General features: G+C 47.7%; 16 protein-coding genes, 1 tRNA gene and 1 pseudogene. 11 read left to right on the top strand and 7 right to left on the bottom strand.

Going from position 1 to position 17818, the window contains the following annotated elements:
* Positions 1 to 458 precede the first annotated feature (458 nt).
* The 3 genes from GWP43_RS05205 to GWP43_RS05195 all read left to right on the top strand — a co-directional run bounded on the left by GWP43_RS05205 (position 459) and on the right by GWP43_RS05195 (position 4069).
* Positions 459 to 1628, top strand: a complete 1170-nt coding sequence (locus GWP43_RS05205; RefSeq protein WP_162663229.1) for an acyl-CoA dehydrogenase family protein — start codon at positions 459 to 461, stop codon at positions 1626 to 1628.
* 297 nt (positions 1629 to 1925) lie between these two features.
* Positions 1926 to 2705, top strand: coding sequence for an FAD-binding protein (locus tag GWP43_RS05200; protein ID WP_162663227.1), 780 nt, complete (start codon positions 1926 to 1928; stop codon positions 2703 to 2705).
* Between the two features lie 59 nt (positions 2706 to 2764).
* Positions 2765 to 4069: an FprA family A-type flavoprotein gene (locus GWP43_RS05195; RefSeq protein ID WP_162663225.1), complete on the top strand. Its 1305-nt coding sequence runs from the start codon at positions 2765 to 2767 to the stop codon at positions 4067 to 4069.
* Positions 4070 to 4753: 684 nt separating this feature from the next.
* On the opposite strand, the gene rsmD is transcribed toward GWP43_RS05195, so the two are convergent.
* Positions 4754 to 5293 carry a 16S rRNA (guanine(966)-N(2))-methyltransferase RsmD gene (rsmD, locus tag GWP43_RS05190; RefSeq protein ID WP_162663224.1) on the bottom strand — a complete coding sequence of 180 codons (540 nt, stop codon included), beginning with the start codon at positions 5291 to 5293 and terminating at the stop codon, positions 4754 to 4756.
* A gap of 10 nt (positions 5294 to 5303) precedes the next feature.
* A complete protein-coding gene (locus GWP43_RS05185; protein WP_162663222.1) occupies positions 5304 to 5744 on the bottom strand; it encodes a hypothetical protein in 441 nt (146 codons plus the stop codon).
* A gap of 114 nt (positions 5745 to 5858) precedes the next feature.
* Between GWP43_RS05185 and GWP43_RS14725 the strand changes: the two genes are divergently transcribed.
* From GWP43_RS14725 to GWP43_RS05175, 5 genes and pseudogenes are all read left to right on the top strand, one after another.
* Positions 5859 to 6521, top strand: a complete 663-nt coding sequence (locus tag GWP43_RS14725) for a BadF/BadG/BcrA/BcrD ATPase family protein (protein ID WP_330997099.1) — start codon at positions 5859 to 5861, stop codon at positions 6519 to 6521.
* The gene (locus tag GWP43_RS15410) at positions 6457 to 7314 is read left to right on the top strand and encodes a BadF/BadG/BcrA/BcrD ATPase family protein (protein WP_330997098.1); all 858 of its coding nucleotides are present in this window, start codon (positions 6457 to 6459) and stop codon (positions 7312 to 7314) included. The genes GWP43_RS14725 and GWP43_RS15410 overlap by 65 nt, the downstream gene beginning before the upstream one ends.
* Positions 7311 to 9965, top strand: a pseudogene (locus GWP43_RS15405) (acyl-CoA dehydratase activase-related protein). Before GWP43_RS15410 ends, GWP43_RS15405 begins: the two are co-directional and overlap by 4 nt.
* On the top strand, positions 9962 to 10372 hold the full coding sequence (locus tag GWP43_RS14710) for a hypothetical protein (protein ID WP_230978079.1): 411 nt from the start codon (positions 9962 to 9964) through the stop codon (positions 10370 to 10372). Before GWP43_RS15405 ends, GWP43_RS14710 begins: the two are co-directional and overlap by 4 nt.
* 277 nt (positions 10373 to 10649) lie before the next feature.
* Positions 10650 to 11612 carry an Hsp33 family molecular chaperone HslO gene (locus GWP43_RS05175; RefSeq protein ID WP_162663220.1) on the top strand — a complete coding sequence of 321 codons (963 nt, stop codon included), beginning with the start codon at positions 10650 to 10652 and terminating at the stop codon, positions 11610 to 11612.
* An 84-nt stretch (positions 11613 to 11696) separates the two neighbouring features.
* Here GWP43_RS05175 and GWP43_RS05170 read toward each other — a convergent pair whose 3' ends face one another.
* The 4 genes from GWP43_RS05170 to rpmF form a co-directional block, all read right to left on the bottom strand.
* Positions 11697 to 13052, bottom strand: a complete 1356-nt coding sequence (locus GWP43_RS05170) for a methyl-accepting chemotaxis protein (RefSeq protein ID WP_230978078.1) — start codon at positions 13050 to 13052, stop codon at positions 11697 to 11699.
* Positions 13053 to 13165: 113 nt separating this feature from the next.
* Positions 13166 to 13891 (bottom strand): ribonuclease III, encoded by a 726-nt coding sequence (gene rnc, locus GWP43_RS05165; protein ID WP_162663219.1) that lies wholly within the window; start codon positions 13889 to 13891, stop codon positions 13166 to 13168.
* 20 nt (positions 13892 to 13911) lie between these two features.
* Complete coding sequence (gene acpP, locus GWP43_RS05160; RefSeq protein ID WP_006189366.1) at positions 13912 to 14148, bottom strand: acyl carrier protein; 237 nt, start codon at positions 14146 to 14148, stop codon at positions 13912 to 13914.
* 15 nt (positions 14149 to 14163) lie between these two features.
* Complete coding sequence (rpmF, locus tag GWP43_RS05155; RefSeq protein WP_016522149.1) at positions 14164 to 14352, bottom strand: 50S ribosomal protein L32; 189 nt, start codon at positions 14350 to 14352, stop codon at positions 14164 to 14166.
* Between the two features lie 226 nt (positions 14353 to 14578).
* On the opposite strand from rpmF, the gene GWP43_RS05150 reads away from it, so the two are divergent.
* Together GWP43_RS05150 and GWP43_RS05145 are read left to right on the top strand one after the other, a co-directional pair.
* On the top strand, positions 14579 to 15313 hold the full coding sequence (locus tag GWP43_RS05150; RefSeq protein WP_162663217.1) for a YggS family pyridoxal phosphate-dependent enzyme: 735 nt from the start codon (positions 14579 to 14581) through the stop codon (positions 15311 to 15313).
* A 13-nt stretch (positions 15314 to 15326) separates the two neighbouring features.
* On the top strand, positions 15327 to 16049 hold the full coding sequence (locus GWP43_RS05145) for a DUF4097 family beta strand repeat-containing protein (protein WP_162663215.1): 723 nt from the start codon (positions 15327 to 15329) through the stop codon (positions 16047 to 16049).
* A 51-nt stretch (positions 16050 to 16100) separates the two neighbouring features.
* Here GWP43_RS05145 and GWP43_RS05140 read toward each other — a convergent pair.
* Positions 16101 to 16182, bottom strand: a tRNA-Leu gene (locus tag GWP43_RS05140).
* Positions 16183 to 16692: 510 nt separating this feature from the next.
* Between GWP43_RS05140 and GWP43_RS05135 the strand changes: the two genes are divergently transcribed.
* Entirely contained in the window at positions 16693 to 17754 is a 1062-nt protein-coding gene (locus GWP43_RS05135; RefSeq protein ID WP_162663214.1) for a tRNA-dihydrouridine synthase family protein, read from the top strand.
* The last annotated feature ends 64 nt before the right edge of the window (positions 17755 to 17818 follow it).

Genomic DNA, 17818 nt, shown 5'->3' with positions numbered 1-17818 from the left:
AAACAGGAGGTGAGTACATCGTCAATGCCCGCGAATATAGAAAAAACCAAAACTTATACTCTTAGTCCATATCAAAATACATCAAAAAATTGCCCCATCCGATATTTTTAAATCAACAACCACAGCGCAGATCATCGAAGAATTAAAGCGCACGAATAACACCGAGGATTTAAAAAATAAGAACAATTCTTAATTTTTACTTGACAAATCTTTTATACCTGCTTTAAAATAAGAATGAAGTGCAACTTCATAATGCATTGCATAAAGTTTTCACAAATTTCATGCACTTTATTGTAAAAAAGGGGCAAACGCACCAGATAGTGTAGCAGCAAATCGCAGAATAATAGGTTGGGAGACCATTTAAACCGTGGAGAGGTTCAACTCTGGTTGACCGACCTATTATTCTGCTTGGTTATTCAGAAAGTATCTGATGCGTTTGCCCCTAATCAGGAGGTATTATGTTATTCAAAACGACAGAAGCACACGAAGCCTTGCGAAAGCAAGTTCGTGAATGGGCGGAAAAAGAAGTAAAACCGATCGTGCTCGAAAAAGACCGCGGCCCGGTTGAAGAGGCGTGGATGGAAGATCAGGTAAAGCAAATGGCTGCTCACGGATGGCTTGGAGTTCCCTATTCAAAGGACTACGGCGGAGCAGGACTCGATGTTATCAGTTATGCGATTGTTGTTGAAGAACTTTCCCGCGTGGACGGCGGTATCGGCGTAATCTGTTCAGCTCATACGTCGTTAGGCGCATATCCGATCGCGGAGTTCGGTACGGAAGCGCAAAAGCAGAAATATTTGATTCCCCTTGCGAAGGGCGAAAAAATCGGTGCATTCGGTTTGACAGAACCCAATGCAGGCAGCGACGCCGGCGGCACCGAAACCGAATATATCGATGACGGAACCAATTATATTCTGAACGGTTCAAAGATATTCATTACAAATGCGCCTAAGGCTGACACCTATGTTGTATTTGCAGCGAATCCCGACGTTCCCGGTACCAAAGGTATTAGCGCTTTTATCGTAGAAAAAGGAGATGAAGGCTTTGAGTTCGGCGAACACTATGACAAGCTCGGTATCCGTACTTCCGCAACTGCGGAGCTCATCTTCAACGAAGTAACGATCCCGCATGACCGCTTGCTCGGCAAGGAAGGTGAAGGATTCAAAATCGCTATGAAGACCCTCGACGGCGGCCGTATCGGTATTGCGGCGCAGGCGCTCGGTATCGCACAGGGCGCGTATGAAGAAGCGGTAAAATATGCACGCACCCGCGAACAGTTCGGTAAACCGATCGGAGCCCAGCAGAATTTAGGTTTTAAGTTGGCCGATATGCTGACAAAGATCGAAGCAGCCCGCCTGCTCATCTACAAAGCTGCGGAAAAGAAAGAAAACCACGAGGACTACGGCCTCGATTCCGCAATGGCAAAGATGTATGCATCGGATATCGCGCTTGAAGTGGTAAATAATGCACTCCAAATCCACGGCGGTTCAGGCTTTATCAAAGGGATTCCGGTAGAAAAGATGTATCGCGATGCCAAGATTACCACCATCTACGAAGGCACCAACGAAATTCAGCGGCTCGTTATTGCGTCGAAAATATTGGGAAAACTCGGTAAGGCAAATCGGTAAATCAACAACACACATTTTTGAAGAAGGTTTATTTTCAGCCGCTAAAATGGCGCGGCTGAAAAACACGGGCAAGTTTGCTTTGCGCAAACTTGCAGATGATATGTGCGCGTTCCGCGCACGAATGCAACAGTCTCCAAAATTGATATTTTGTTCGACTGTTGCATTTTAAAGAAGGTTTATTTTCAGCCGCTAAAATGACGCGGCTGAAAAACACGGGCAAGTTTGCTTTGCGCAAACTTGCAGATGATATGTGCGCGTTCCACGCACGAAATGATAAAGTTTTTATAGGAGTATGAAATGGCAGTAGCTCGATTAAAAGGTGATCCGAGAATCGGTATTACCGGCATGCGCAAACGTATCTTCCCCGACGGCGATACGATGAAAGAAAAAGTCCACAAGGTAATTCAACAGTTGGTTGAAGTTGAACGCTTTAAGTTCTACAAAGATGTGGATATCAATTCACTGATGGCGATGGCGCCGATCGGTGTTTCAGGCGGCCGCGGAGTAAAGGACAAAGAAACGTGGCATCTCATTGAAGATTTGGCAAAGGCAGCAGGGGCATCAATCGGTTCTTCCCGCCCCGCAGCGGAAACCTTGAAGTACGTTCCGGTACAACGCTATGTCGGCATGTCCGGCCAAAAGTTTAAAGGGAACTTATATTTTGCCATCGGTATTTCCGGAGCTATTCAGCACCTAAAAGGCATTAAGGATGCTTCCCGCATTATCGCCATCAACAAGAACAAGAAAGCGCCGATTTTTTCACACTGCGACTACGGTATTGTCGGCGATTTGGAAGAAGTTGTTCCGCTCTTAATTGAAGAGTTAAACGCGCTTTCAAAAGAAGAACTGACCTTCCCCTATCCGAAAATTAAAAAAGCGCCCGTGCCCCGCCCCTCGCCTATCGGCCCCCGTTATGTCTGTCTGGGCTGCGGCTATAAGTATGTACCGGAAGAAGGAAATAAGGATGCGGATATCCCGCCTGAAACCTTGTTCGAACATCTCGATCCGGAATTCACCTGTCCCGACTGCGGCGAAGCGAAAGACCGCTTTATCAAGCTGACCTTCCGCAACAACTAATAGCCAAGTACTATTTCGGATGTTCAAACATCCTGCAAAAGTTTTTATAGGAGTTTACTATGTACAATGTACGTGAAATTACAAAAGATGTATGGTGGGTCGGTGGACACGATCACCGCTTAACACTATTTGAAAATATGCATCCGATACCCCTCGGAGTGAGCTATAACGCCTATCTTCTGTTTGATAAGAAGAGTACCATTCTTTTTGATACGGCGGAATGGACATCCTGCCCGCAGCTGATGGAAAATATCACCTATTTGCTGGAAAAGTACGGACGCGATAAGGTTGACTACTTGGTTGTAAACCACATGGAGTGCGATCACTCTTCCTCCGTTACCACTGTGCTGGACAAATGGGCGCCGACGATTATCTCTACGGAAAAAGGCTTTATGCTGATGCGTCAGTTTGCCTATAATCCTGACAATTACAAAACGGACACCGTCAAAGAAGGAGACACCCGCACCTTTGAAGATCACACTATCGCCTTTGTTGAAGCGCCGATGGTGCACTGGCCTGAGGTTATGGTTACGCTTGATGTAACCAATGGGGTATTGTTCTCTGCAGATGCATTCGGTTCGTTTATTGCGCTTGACGGAAAGCTCTTTGCAAAAGAAGTAAACTACCCGCGCGACTGGATTGATGAAGCACGGCGCTATCTGACGAATATCGTCGGCAAATACGGCCCCGAAGTTATGCATCTTGTCGGAAAGGTACTCAAGCTCGACCTGCTCCCTAAGATTAAATACATCTGTGCACTGCACGGTTTGGTATGGGAGGCGGACAACTTCCCCTACATCCTCGATAAATACCTGCACTGGGCGACGTATACGCCGGAAGAAAAAGGCGTGTTACTGGTGTACGGCTCCATTTACGGCAATACCGAATCGGCGGCCTTTGCACTTGCTTCAAAGATTGTTGAAAAAGGCATTACGAATGTGTCGGTGTACGATACGTCGAGTACCCATGTGTCGTATCTTATCTCCGAGGCATTCAAGTTCAGCCACATCGTGATCTGCTCGCCGACATACAATCTGAACATTTTCCCGCCGATCCATGAATTCTTGGATCACATGCGGCTTTTGAACTTGCAGAATAGAAAGATTGCTATTGTGGAAAACGGTTCATGGGCGGTACGGTCGGGTGACCTCATTCAGGAATTCATTGAAAAGAATATGGATGATATGGAAATTATCAATGAACGTATCACCATTGCTTCGACGATGAGCCCCGATAAGGGCTATGAACTCGACTCCATGGCTCAAGCCATCGCCGATTCTATGAATGCGACGAATATTTCCTTACCGGAAGGTGTGCCGCAGCTTGATGTCTCCGGCATCCATTTCGCACGGGAAAGAAGATAAATACACAAAGCCGACATACGGCGTTTAGGCAATCGTATCGAAAATATCCGATACGATTGCCATCATTTCGCACGAAATTTTCTGAAAATTTCGTGCCTTTTGTTTTAGAAGAAAGACAACCGCATTAGGCAAATCAACGAAATACCGCCATCCTCGCCCACAAATGTACATCCTTGCACATTTGAGGGCTACAAGTTTGCAAGCAAACTTGTTACTGCATGTAAACACCGCCATCCGTGGCGCTGTTGACCAGTGTACGTCCGTGTACACTGGTCAACGATAAGTTTTTCTAACGAAAAACTTACTGCTGCTTGGAACCACGGACATCCCTGTCCGTTCTGATACGTTGAGTATTTTCAGAAGCGGCATATACTATAAAACCTTTCCGTAAGCCTTTTGAAATAGACGGTGTAGATACAAGGAATACGGTAAAAAAGTACCACAGGCACGGTATAAAATGTACCTCCCTGTACATTTTATACCTACGTGTTTGCAAGGCAAACACGCTACTGATTAGAACCACCGCCGTCCGTGGCGGTACTGATACGTTGAGGATTTTCAGTAGCGGCAGGGATGCCGCTGGTTATATCAGAAGCGATGTTTCAGCAAAGCTGAAACTCGCTGCCAAAAGTGTACAAGGATGTACACTTTTGGCAAGGCGACGCAGTAGATGCATCGTATATTTCAAAAGGAGGTTGCCTTTCGATAAAAATCCACTATCGAACGCCCATAAGCGCGTTGATCGATGCGAGTTAACGATAAAATTTGATCCGGCAGCTCTTTTTCTTTAGGACGGTGTATCAACGCAAGCCCTCCCGCGGCAAGAATCGGCTTTTCTGCGATTGTATGTAATAGATCATAATGGAACTGATACGGAAACGGAGGATCAAGATAGATAATATCAAAGATATTTTTAGAGCGCTGGAGATAAAGTTCCACCGGCATACATTTACACTCAAGCTTTTTATCCGCCAGTGCCGCATTTTTTAACAAAATAGGGAATTTATCCTTGTCTTTTTCCACCAAAACGACTGGGTACGCTCCCCGCGAATAGGCTTCAAGTCCGCACATACCGGATCCGGTAAAAAGATCTAAAAAAGACTTTCCTTCCAAATCACCTAAAATCGCAAAAAGGGATTCCCGCATCCTATCCATTGCCGGTCTGATAATACCTTTAGGGCATTGAACTTGTCGATTTTTCAGCGTTCCACCTGTTATGCGCATACCGGTTCGATTAAATACAAAGGAGTTGGCTCAGCTCGTTTTGAGAGACAATCTGATACGCATCGAGATTTTTATCGCTTTCTTGGATCCGTTTCTCTATTCGGTTTTTCATATCGCTATGCAGCTTATAATACGCACTCAGATCGGGGCAAGAAACAGGCAAAGTAATCTGTTTTTCGATTGTTTTAGCGGCAAATGCTTTTAAAAGCAATATATAATCTGTCTCACACGAATAGAGGCTCTGCATAATCGGGAGATATTCAGGTAAGTGCGAAAGATTCTGTATTTCGGTAAATAACGACTCCAATGCATCGGATATGAAAGATATGTCAGCGACTGTTTTATCCAAAAACATAGTCTCCGACAGTTCAAGCGAAAGTCCTTCGGTGGTAATACTGACTATTTTTGCAAGCTGATAGAGATTGTCATGAAACGCGGTATTTTTAAGCATAGAACTCCTCCCTTTCTACGTTTTCAGTATCGGCATTTTTTTAACAACAATGAGTTTTACCTCAAGCAGGCAATCTCCTTGTCATTTTTTGTGCAATGTGGCACTATAATTCACATGATTTTGACCGATACACTTCGCATGGGAATTGATGTCGGATCGACGACCGTAAAAACGGTGATTCTTTCCGCTGATAATTCCATCGTATATAGCAGATATGAACGGCACCGCGCCGATATCCGCAAGACAATTATTCTGGTGGTAACGGAAGCCTTGGATGAGGTGGCAAAAATGTACGGCAGCCGCGCTCAGTTACAAGTGCGGGTAACCGGATCCGGCGGTTTGGCTGTTTCAAAGTGGCTCTCCGTGCCTTTCGTGCAGGAGGTTGTCGCCGCGGCCGTCGCCGTGCAGGCAAAGATTCCACAAACCGATGTTGCTATCGAGTTGGGCGGCGAAGATGCTAAAATAACCTACTTCGGCCGTTCGGTTGAGCAGCGTATGAACGGCACCTGTGCGGGCGGTACGGGCGCCTTTATCGACCAAATGGCGGCGCTCCTCGAAACCGATGCGACGGGGTTAAATGAGCTTGCCAAAAATGCGACAACGATTTATCCCATCGCCGCCCGCTGCGGGGTCTTTGCAAAGACCGACGTACAGCCCCTCATCAACGAAGGAGCGCGGCGGGAAGATATTGCCGCGAGTATCTTTCAGGCGGTTGTCAGCCAGACGATATCCGGCCTTGCATGCGGCAAACCCATCCGCGGGCGCTGCGCCTTTTAGGCGGCTTCACTTTCTTGACCAACTACGGCAGCGGTTTATCGAAACCCTGCACCTTACGGATGACGAAATCATCGTGCCGGAAAAATCGGAACTCTTTGTTGCACTCGGTGCAGCGCTCAGCGCCGGTTCCAATCAATCGCTGAGAGCATCACCCCACCGGACTGTCAACAACGGCGCGGAAACAGCGAATATTGCCTGTACGGCGCCAACGCAGACACAACTGCTGCGAACGGGCTTCCGTACTCAGCCGAGTCCGATGCCGGAAATCACCGATACAACGGTATTTACCAATCCCGCAGCCTTGACCGTGGAAATACTGCGGGATAAGCTCGGCTCCCTTGCCGATGCGGAAATGCAGGAAGTGCAGCGGCTTCCGCCCCTCTTTGAAAACGAAGCGGCGCTTGCGGCTTTCCGCGAACGGCATGGACGGGAACGGGCGGAAACCGCTCCGCTTGAAACCGCTTCCGTCCCGGTGTTCCTCGGTATGGACGCCGGTTCCACCACAACAAAGGCCGTACTCATCGACCAAGAGGGAAGAATCCTCTGGCAGTTTTACGAATCGAATGCAGGCAATCCGGTCAATCTTGCGGTAACCATGCTGCAATCCCTCTATAAACAGATCCCGAGTGCTGCACATATTGCCCGCTCTTTATCTACCGGCTACGGTGAAGGGCTCTTTCAAGCGGCTTTCGGCGTGGACGCAGGAGAAGTGGAAACCATCGCGCACCACCGCGCAGCCGAATTCTTCCTTCCCGGCGTCGAATTTTGCTCGACATCGGCGGGCAGGATATGAAGTGTATCCGCATGAAGAATAACTGTATCAGCTCCATTCAACTGAACGAGGCATGTTCTTCGGGCTGCGGCAGTTTTTTGGATAACTTTGCCCGCTCGCTCGGTATGCCGGTTAAAGATTTTTCCGCACGAGCTCTCCTCGCCCCCAAACCGATCGACCTCGGCAGCCGCTGTACGGTCTTTATGAACAGCCGCGTTAAACAGGCACAAAAGGAAGGAGCCTCCGTCGGCGACATTTCGGCGGGGCTTTCGTATTCGGTGATAAAAAACGCCCTCTTTAAAGTTATCAAACTGAGAAATACAGCTACTATCGGCGAAAAAGTGATTGTGCAGGGCGGCACCTTTCACAACGATGCGGTACTGCGCGCCTTTGAACTGATTACCGGCAAAGAAGCGGTGCGCCCCGACATCAGCGGCCTGATGGGAGCTTTCGGCGCCGCGCTCCTCGCCCGCGACCAATGGAAAAACCAAGGAGCGGATGCACATATCCGGTCGAATATCTTACCGGCAGAAGGGCTTGATGCACTCACCGTTAAGCTGGAACTTTCCCGCTGCGGTAAATGCGCCAACAACTGCCTTTTAACCGTCAACCGGTTTAATACACCCGCGGCAGGTACCCGCATCTTTATTACGGGAAACCGCTGCGAACGCGGTGCCGAAATAGCGGAAACGGCAAATGCACAGTCAAAAGAATCACTCCTCAAGACCGGTAAACAGAAACAGGATAACGATATTCCCAATCTCTTCGACTGGAAGTATAAACGTATGTTTTCGTATAAGTCGCTGCCGGAAACCGAAGCCGAACGGGGCGTCATCGGTATTCCGCGTGTGCTCAACCTCTACGAAAATTATCCGTTCTGGTTCACGCTTTTAACTGAACTGAAATTTTCGGTAAAATTGTCGCCCCGCTCTTCCCGCAAACTCTATGAATTGGGATTGGAATCTATCCCGTCGGAATCGGTGTGTTATCCCGGCAAAATTTCTCACGGGCATATCGAAGCGCTCTTAAAAGCGGGCGTTACAACGATTTTCTATCCCTGTATTCCGTACGAGACCAAGGAAGACCCTCAGGCAAACAATCATTTCAACTGTCCCGTCGTAACGAGTTATCCCGAAGTCCTTAAAAACAACATCGACGCGCTTCGGCAGGACGAGCATATCCGTTTTCTCAATCCGTTTTTTACCGCTCTATAATGACAAACGCCTCGGAGAGCGGCTCCACGAAGAACTCAATAAATACTGGAGCATACCGCTTGCTGAAATTCGTGCAGCAGTACGGAAGGCAAGAGCAGAAGCAGAGGCAGTAAAAAAAAAGAGACCCAGTTCCAAGGCGAGGCGGCGCTTCGGCGTATGAAAGAACAGGGACTCATCGGCGTTGTGCTTGCAGGGCGTCCGTATCATCTTGACCCGGAAATCAACCATGGAATTCCCGAATTGCTGACAGGCTTAGGACTCGCCGTATTGACGGAGGATTCCGTTGCGCATTTAGGCAAACTTCCCCGTCCGCTCCGGGTTGTAGACCAATGGGTATACCACAACCGGCTGTACCGTGCCGCCGAATTTGCCGCACGGCAAGATAACCTCGCACTTATTCAGCTGACCAGCTTCGGCTGCGGTCTGGATGCGGTAACCGCCGACCAAGTGCAGGAAATTACCGAAGCGCAGGGAAAAATGTATACCTTGCTTAAAATCGATGAAGGTTCAAACCTCGGCGCCGTACGTATCCGTATCCGCAGCTTACTCGCCGCTATCCGCGAGCGCAGCAAGGGAGCGCCCGTCAAAGCGCCGGGATATCGCGGCTTTAAACGAGTTGAATTTACCGAAGAGATGAGTAAGCGGTATACCGTTCTCGCGCCGCAGATGGCTCCCATCCATTTTGACTTATTGGAAGCAGCCTTCCGGCACTCCGGCTTTAATCTCGTCATATTGCCCGATACCGACCCTCAGGCAATCGACTGCGGATTACGGTATGTAAACAACGATGCCTGCTATCCGGCGATTATCGTTGCAGGGCAGATGATTGCAGCGCTGCAGTCGGGTAAATACGACCTCAATGCGACGGCGCTCATCATCACGCAAACAGGGGGCGGGTGCCGTGCAACAAACTACATCGGTTTTATCAGGCGGGCGTTAGAGGATGCCGGCTTGGGGTATATCCCTGTAATCGGGTTAAGCGCGCAGCAGATTGAAAAAAACTCAGGCTTTAAGCCGACGTTCGGTTTAGCAGACCGCGCACTAAAGGCGCTCTGCCTCGGCGATTTGCTGATGCGTGTACTGTACCGCACCCGCCCCTACGAGCAGGAAAAAGGTGCGGCAAATGCACTCTACCGCCATTATGCCGACCGAATAAAAGCCGAATTGAAACACATGACAGGGCGGAGTTATCGTAACATAGTACGCGATATTGTCCATGATTTTGATACGCTGCCGCTTATTCAAATGGAAAAACCCCGCATCGGCGTAGTCGGTGAAATTTTGGTAAAATTTCATCCGACAGCCAACAACGATATTGTCGGTACCATTGAGCGGGAAGGCGCCGAATGCGTTATGCCCGACTTGATGGACTTCTTTTCTATTCATTGTTCGACGGCCTCTACTATGAAACATCACTGGAATCGAACGCCTTTAACCGGTTTAAGTACCACGCAATGATCTGGTATATCGAGCGGTACCGCAGCGGAATGAAAAAAGCTCTGAATAAAAGTCGCCGCTTTACCGCGCCCGAATCGATTTACAATCTTGCAAAAGGCGTTCACGGGGTTTTGGACTTAGGTAACGTTGCCGGCGAGGGTTGGTTCCTAACCGCCGAAATGGTTGAACTTATTAAGTCAGGGGTTGTCAGTATCGCCTGTCTACAGCCGTTTGCCTGTCTCCCCAATCACGTTACCGGCAAAGGGATGATTAAGGAACTGCGCCGCCGATACCCTGATGCGCAAATATCCGCCATCGACTTTGATCCCGGAGCAAGCGAGGTAAACCAGCTCAACCGCCTCAAGCTCCTGTTGGCAAATGCGCCGTATGGTGAACATCCCGATCGGCAGAATCGAAAGGGCGCATAATGCAGGGCAACCGCATTAAAAATATTTTAGCGGTTGCTTTCTTCCATGCGAAATTTTTGCTTAAAATTTCGCATGTTTTTTCAACAGGCGGGTAAACGCATCAGGTAGAGTAGATAAAAACCGCGGAAAAATTGAGACTGTGAGACCATTTGAACCGCGCAGAGGTTCAACTCTGGTCGAATAGTATCAATTTTTCTGCGGGGTCGGTAAAAAACGGCCTGATGCGTTTACCCTGCCGCCCCTTGTTTTTAATAGTTCATTTTATTAACATACGAGTATGATATACGCACCTATTGAAGATACGGCGCTGCAACAGCACCTTGATAAACTTGAAAAAGATGAACTCCATATCTTTACTGCCGACGACGGCCTTTTCCGCGGAGGACTTTTCCACGGTACGCGGTTCGTAAACCGAATACGCGCACAGCACCGGCTTGGAATCCTCGAAACCCTTGTCCTCGGGCAGGCAGGCCTCTGTGCCGCACTGATGATTCAAACGATGAAAGGACGCGAAACGCTCCAACTGCGCTATGAAACGGACGGCCCCGCAACCGGTTTTTCCGTAGAGGCAGATTCACGGGGCTTTGTGCGCGGCTACCTTTTGCAAAACCCCATCCCGATTGATGCCCCGCTTGAAAGTTGGGATCTTGCTCCGTTCTTCGGTAACGGTACACTCTCCGTTACCCGTTTTCCGGAAGCGGATCATGCAGCGGGGCGGGAGCCGCAGCGAAGCATCGTCGAAATCAAGTATCGGAATATTGCAAAAGACCTTGCATGGTATTTTCAGCAATCGGAACAGCTCTATACCGCTTTTAATACAAGTATCAGGTTTGACAGTATCGGTAGAGTCGTCGGTGCCGGCGGCTTTTTTATCCAGCGGATGCCCGCAGCAGGGGGAACACGCCGAGGCAGGCAATCGAAAACGGAAGAAGAAATTGAAGATGCCGTCACCAATATGGAACGGGCTTTTACCGCCTGTCCCCCGCTCGGTGATTGGTTTGCTGAAGGCGGCAACTGCGAAGATATCATCTTCGGTCTACTGCGGGAGTTTAACCCTCAAGCGGTTGCAGCACGGAACATTACCTTTGATTGTCCATGCTCAAAGGAGTATTATCTGGAAGCGATGCGGAAATTGCCGCAAGCGGAACTGGAAAACTTAAAAGAGACCGCAGACGACCCGCTTGAGATTGTCTGCCGGAATTGCTCCAGTGTGTACACTATTCCGCTTGCCGAACTATAAAACCGGCACATCTTGCGAAGATATTAGCGGCGGGTCTGTTCAAAAACCGCAATTTTTGGACAGCACCCTTGGTCTAAGTTTTGATTATTTTTTCGTATGGTTTTTGCTTTCGATAAATTGACGCAATATACTCAAACTTTCGATAACCGATGCGGAATAATCCAACAATTTTGAATAAGAAGCTTCCAATTCAGTTCTCGATGACGTTTTAAGCTGGCCGACAATGGCTTTCGTCTCGTTATGGAGCTGCTCATGCTGTACCATAAGCTTTTTAAACTCGGGATGCTGCATTAAACCTTCATACAGCGGAGCTTCTTTTTCAATCCATCGCCCTAAATCACATTTTTTATGATCACCCAATTCTATTGTGTTTACATCAAGCCGCCCATCGATCAAGGCACGCACCTTAGTAACCCAACCGAGATGTTTCAATACAATGCGCGCAAATGGCATAGCATACTCATCCGCTACTGTCTTTCCGTTTACCAGATCAATACCTTTTTCTACTGCAGCATCGACCACAACGGTACTATCAATAATATTGTTCATATTAAACAGGGCACTACTCATTAAATCGCTTACTTCATTCGCAGTTGTCTGCAAAGTAAACAACATATTTTTCCCTTTATCCGCTTGATCAGCTATTTTATTGATATATTCAATAGCGGTATCCGCACGATTATTCAAGTCTGCCGCAGACTCCGGCACCAGCATAACAGCGTCGCGTACCGATGTGCTCGTTCCCGCAAGCATATTCATTTCGGAAGAAATTTCTACAAAAGACGCAGTCGTCTCATTTACCGAATTACCGATAAGTGTCATCGCAGTACGCGTTTCGTCGGCGGTATCCCGCGCGACCTCAAGTGCTTCGACCATATTTTTGAGGGTCTTAGAAGCATCGGCAGCATTGAGCGCCGTCGCTTCAGAAAGCTTTCTAATTTCACCGGCAACAACTGCAAAGCCGAGGCCAGCCTTCCCTGCATGTGCCGACTCTATGGCAGCGTTCATCGCAAGTAGGTTCGTCTGAGCGCTGACATCATTTATCGATCCGATAATATCTTTAACCGCATCAATGTTTTGATTAAGGCTGTCGATAACCGCAAATAAGTCTTTTACCTTTAATGAGCCTTTCGCAACGGCATCCGTTAACTGAGAAGTAACCGAAATTCTATCGGTAACGATGTTTGCAACGCGATTTACCGAATCGGTTATTTGCTCTACCGAAGAACTTGCTTTTCCAGCCGTATCTTCCAGCGCAGTAGTACAGCTATGCACTTCTTGCAACTGCTCCTGAATCGACATAATGGAATCCAGGATTGAATGGATACTATCGGTGAACGCTTCAAATTGATGTTCTTGTTTGAGGTTTTTAAAAAGTACTTGTGACGCACCGGTTATCCTGCTTCTGATATTTAACGCGATATCTTCTGCAGCGGACATCAAAGCTTCTACTTCTTTATCTGGAGTACGATACCGCTTGTTATAGGTACTACTGTATCCTTTCCGGCTTCAGAATCTTTTTTTACAAACGAAAACATATTTTTCCCCCTTATTTACAGGCACAAGGCTTTCCAGGCAACCTCTGCAGCCGCCTGTTCCGCTTCTTTTTTACTTTTTCCTAAAGCAGGATTATATTCCCTCTCTTTGATGACAACCTTTACTTGAAAAACCCTATCGTGATCCGGCCCCGATGTCTCTACCAGCACATATTTAGGGATAATGCGGTATTTTTTTTGCACGTATTCTTGCAGCAAAGATTTATAATCTCTATATCGATGTTTATTTTGTTCCACCAACTGCAGCTGCGGTTCAATAATTTTCAATACAAACTGTTGAGCGACCTTGAAGCCCGAATCTAAATAGAGTGCACCGATAAGAGCTTCCACCGCATCGGCGAGCAGGGCTTTCTTTTTTCTTCCGCCCGACACTTCTTCACCATGCCCCAGCATTAGATATGTATCGATATTGAGATTCAGTGCAATAGGAAAAAGAGAGTCTTCGGAAACGACCGCAGCTTTAATTTTTGCAAGATCCCCTTCAGGTTTATCGGGATGAGCAAGATACAGCTCCGTTGCAACAATCATACCAAGTACGGAATCGCCCAAAAATTCAAGCCGCTCATTATTAATAGGAGAATCGCTATGTTCATTAGAGAACGAGCGATGATGGAAGGCTATATCCAGTAAACTAATATTTTTAAATTTGCATCCTGCTTTTTTTTGAAAAGCAAGCAGTTCTTGCTTCCGCTGTTTTTCTAAACCATGTTTAAAAGGAAACAAGAACCACATCCTTTGCCGGATTATTTCGACTGAGATTTAATAAAATCGTACGCATCCCTCACGGTTTCGAATTCACTTACTTTCCCGTCGGGTATCTTGATTCCCATCTCCTCTTCGATTGCATATACCAGTTCATAGGTATCAAGGCTATCTGCGCCGAGATCTTGTCGGAAAGAAGAATCGAGTGTAATTTTATCTGCATCGATTTCCAATTTTTCTGCAATCAGCTTTTGAATTTGAGCAAACAATTCGTCCATAAAGAAAAACCTCTCTTAATTTAATGTATCGGGATCAACAACTTGATGTCCGCGATAGAAACCGCATTTGGAACATACGTGGTGAGATAAAATTAAATTTCCACAATTTGCACACTCCACAAGATGAGGCGCATTTAACCGCATATTGATTCCTCGGCGGCGGCGTGTGCGTGCTTTTGATGTTTTAGCTCTTGGCACTGCCATAAGGTAACCTCCATATTCATAAATTACATTACAAAAAGATATACAATATTATACGTGAACCTGAAAATAGTCAAGGGTTTTGTTAGCATCAAATGTTAACATCAAACAGACAGATTTCCTGCAATCCTTGCATAAATACCAAAGGGATTATATACTGGATCTGTTCGATAACTGGCGTGTCGGACAGGTTGCCTTTAGGGCATCAGGAGCATCACAACACATTTTTATGGAACACATTATTCAAAAAAACATCCTGCATATTAAGGAACGGATTAAGGCTGCCTGTAAAAGAGCCGGGCGCAATCCCAAAGAAGTTCAGCTGCTGCTTGCAACTAAAACCGTCGAGCCGGAGCGGATTCTACAGGCTTTTGCCTGCGGCTGCACTTTAATCGGCGAAAACAAGGTACAGGAGCTGCGCGATAAATACGAGGCGCTATCCGCAGTGCCGCATACGGCGCATTTTATCGGGCATTTGCAATCGAATAAGATTAAAGAGGTGATCCAGTATGCGCAATGTATCCAATCAATCGATAACCTCGATACGGCGCAAAAACTGGAACAGCGGCTTGCACAGGAAGGCCGTAACCTCGACATCTTAGTGCAGGTAAACACCTCAGCGGAGGAAAGCAAATTCGGCTGTGCGCCGGGAGAAGCGGAGACTTTGGTAAAAGCCATCGCTACCCTGCCCCATGTCACTATCCGTGGGTTTATGACCATCGGATTATTCTCCGGAGAAGAAGACAAGGTTCGGGCATGCTTCCGCTGCCTTAAACAGGTACAAAAGCGCGTTGCGGCACTGGCACTTCCCAATATTTCTACGGATATTCTTTCGATGGGGATGTCGGGCGACCTGGAAATCGCCATTGAAGAAGGTTCGACAATGCTGCGCATCGGTACGGCGGTATTCGGCGAACGTCAGTACCCCGATACTTACTACTGGAATGAACAAAACCCTTCATAATGATGATAGAGAGATGATGAAAAAAAAGATTTTGCTTGCAGTTGTATTCTTGTTATCCGCATTAGCCGCTTTCGGCGAGGAGCTTACCTACGCGCGGCCGAAAACCAACGGCCTCGATATTGAGCTTTCTCAGGTACATTTGATTGCCGAAGCGTTTGATGAAGAACGCATCGCGTACCGATTTGAACTTGCGGAAGGCAAAAAACTTTCCTGCATAGAAACGCAAAAAACACTGCGGATACGTCAAATGACTCCTTCACAGGGCACGCTGTATGTCTTTATACCGAAAAAGATGTTGCTTGAAAATTGCAGCATACGGATAAGCAGGGCGGATATCCGACTCGAAGGAATTCAGGCGGTACATATTCTTGCAATGCTGAATATGGGCTCGGTAACAACGTCCGAATGTGTCTTTAAAAATGCCGTAATCAATCTTGCGCGGGGATCGCTATCCTATGATAAAACGCAAATTGTAAAATCCTGCGCTTTCACCGTAACCGATGCAACCGCCGCCATAACCTTCCCTTCGGAAGAGGCCGAATATCATATCGATTACGTCCAAAACGGAGGGGCGCTCACCATTGCCGGTAATGAGCTTACCAAAAGCCCGGGAGAATACGGCAGCGCGAAAGCAAAGCGCCGTATCATCTTTTCGGGAGGAGCGGCAAAGACTTCGATCAGCTTTACAGAAAAAGGCACAAAAACGACAGCTTCAAAACAAAATTCCGGAAACTGATATTCCTCGTGCATAAAAAAGGCTTCTTTTGAAATCCAAAAGAAGCCTTCATGCGGCGAACTGGACTTGAACCAGCACACCTCGCGGCATCAGCACCTCAAGCTGACGTGTCTACCAATTCCACCACCGCCGCATTTGTAACAGTGATGTACTATATCTAAGATTATAAATAAAGTCAAGACCTTTTGAAATATACGACGCATCTACTGCGTTGCTGCGCGAAAATTAATCCTCAACGTATCAAAGATACGCCTGCGGTTAATTTTCGCTCGCGCCTTGTATCTACGCCGTCTATTTCAAAAGGCTTACGGAAAGGGTATATACTGCGCGCCGCTGCTGAAAATACTCAACGTATCAGAACGGACAGGGATGTCCGTGGTTATAAGCAGTAGCGAGATTTGTGTTGTACACAAATCTCGTCGTTAAGCAGTTGTACACGGATGTACAACTGCTTAACAGTCTATTTCAAAAGGCTTACGGAAAGGGTATATACTGCGCGCCGCTGCTGAAAATACTCAACGTATCAGAACGGACAGGGATGTCCGTGGTTCCATGCAGCAGCGTGTTTGTCCGTGTGCTAGAAGAAAATGTGCGGAATTCCACACATTGCAAAATCACGGAGTTTTTGTTACAGTGAGCGGCGATGAAGCTCATACTGGCGCCGCTGGCAAATATCAGCCATTCGGGATTGAGGATGCTTATCCATACTTTCGGCGATCCCGACGAATATTTTACCGAGATGATTCATGCGCCGTCGCTGCTTGCAGGCGGGCCGTTTGAGCAGTGGTACTTGCGGGCAAATCCCGTACCGGAAAAGCTGGTGTGGCAGCTCACTTCGCCTAAGGCGGAAGCATTCGCACAGGCGATACCGGTTGTACTGCAGCACGGCGGCATCGGTGTTGACTTGAATATGGGCTGTTCCGCTCCGCCGATTGTACGAACAGGGGCGGGCGTTGCTTGGATGCTCAAGCCACTTAACACGACAGCCGAGGCGGTGCGCTCGGTTAAACAAGCGCTTGAGGCATATTCTACGGAACAAGGCAGATCGTTTAGACTGAGCGTAAAGCTGAGGCTCGGTGCGGCCGCCGACTATGCGTATCTTTTACGCTTTTGTACGATGCTGATTGATGAAGGCGTGCAGCTTATCACAATCCACCCGCGCCTGCAGCGGCAAAGCTATGCGCGTCCGGCTCTCCACGAATACACGGCTGCGCTCGCAAAGGATTTGCCTATCCCGGTATACGGCAACGGAGACATCAATTCGGCAGAGAAACTGCAAACCGCCGCGCAGCACTATCCTTGCGCGGGGTGGATGATCGGGCGCGCTGCGGTACAAATGCCGTGGGTTTTTGAAGCAATACGCCGCAAGCACGGCAGCGAATCGAGATCAGGCGTAACCCATGCGGCCGAAACGGACGAAGCCCGCGCCGCCGATACAGTGAGTGATGGTGCGTCGAATTTTGCACCGTACCGTATCGACCTTGAACAAACGGCGTTATCGTTTTTGCAATACCTTGAAACCGAACAGCCGCCGGAATTCTTCCTTACACGGGCGCAGCGGTTCTTTCAGTTTTATTGCGACAATTTTTCGTTTGCACACTATTGCAGAACACGACTGCTGCGGGCACAGAGCCAAGAAGAAATGGAGCGCGTACTGCATACCTACTTTGAACAGGTTCCTGAGGATAAAATGATCCAAATTTAAAGTTTTCGGTTTATTTTCCGATGCTTATTAAATGGAAGTATGTTATTATTAAAAGATAACAACC

It is taken from the genome of Treponema vincentii (assembly GCF_010365865.1).
Classification (GTDB): Bacteria; Spirochaetota; Spirochaetia; order Treponematales; family Treponemataceae; genus Treponema.
This window is presented reverse-complemented; position numbering and strand designations above follow the sequence as displayed.

Coding starts and splice junctions, on each gene's coding strand:
- GWP43_RS05205 (WP_162663229.1), top strand. CDS start 459: ATGTTATTCAAAACGACAGAAGCACACGAAGCCTTGCGAAAGCAAGTT.
- GWP43_RS05200 (WP_162663227.1), top strand. CDS start 1,926: ATGGCAGTAGCTCGATTAAAAGGTGATCCGAGAATCGGTATTACCGGC.
- GWP43_RS05195 (WP_162663225.1), top strand. CDS start 2,765: ATGTACAATGTACGTGAAATTACAAAAGATGTATGGTGGGTCGGTGGA.
- rsmD (WP_162663224.1), bottom strand. CDS start 5,293: ATGCGCATAACAGGTGGAACGCTGAAAAATCGACAAGTTCAATGCCCT.
- GWP43_RS05185 (WP_162663222.1), bottom strand. CDS start 5,744: ATGCTTAAAAATACCGCGTTTCATGACAATCTCTATCAGCTTGCAAAA.
- GWP43_RS14725 (WP_330997099.1), top strand. CDS start 5,859: ATGATTTTGACCGATACACTTCGCATGGGAATTGATGTCGGATCGACG.
- GWP43_RS14710 (WP_230978079.1), top strand. CDS start 9,962: ATGATCTGGTATATCGAGCGGTACCGCAGCGGAATGAAAAAAGCTCTG.
- GWP43_RS05175 (WP_162663220.1), top strand. CDS start 10,650: ATGATATACGCACCTATTGAAGATACGGCGCTGCAACAGCACCTTGAT.
- GWP43_RS05170 (WP_230978078.1), bottom strand. CDS start 13,052: ATGTCCGCTGCAGAAGATATCGCGTTAAATATCAGAAGCAGGATAACC.
- acpP (WP_006189366.1), bottom strand. CDS start 14,148: ATGGACGAATTGTTTGCTCAAATTCAAAAGCTGATTGCAGAAAAATTG.
- rpmF (WP_016522149.1), bottom strand. CDS start 14,352: ATGGCAGTGCCAAGAGCTAAAACATCAAAAGCACGCACACGCCGCCGC.
- GWP43_RS05150 (WP_162663217.1), top strand. CDS start 14,579: ATGGAACACATTATTCAAAAAAACATCCTGCATATTAAGGAACGGATT.
- GWP43_RS05145 (WP_162663215.1), top strand. CDS start 15,327: ATGATGAAAAAAAAGATTTTGCTTGCAGTTGTATTCTTGTTATCCGCA.
- GWP43_RS05135 (WP_162663214.1), top strand. CDS start 16,693: ATGAAGCTCATACTGGCGCCGCTGGCAAATATCAGCCATTCGGGATTG.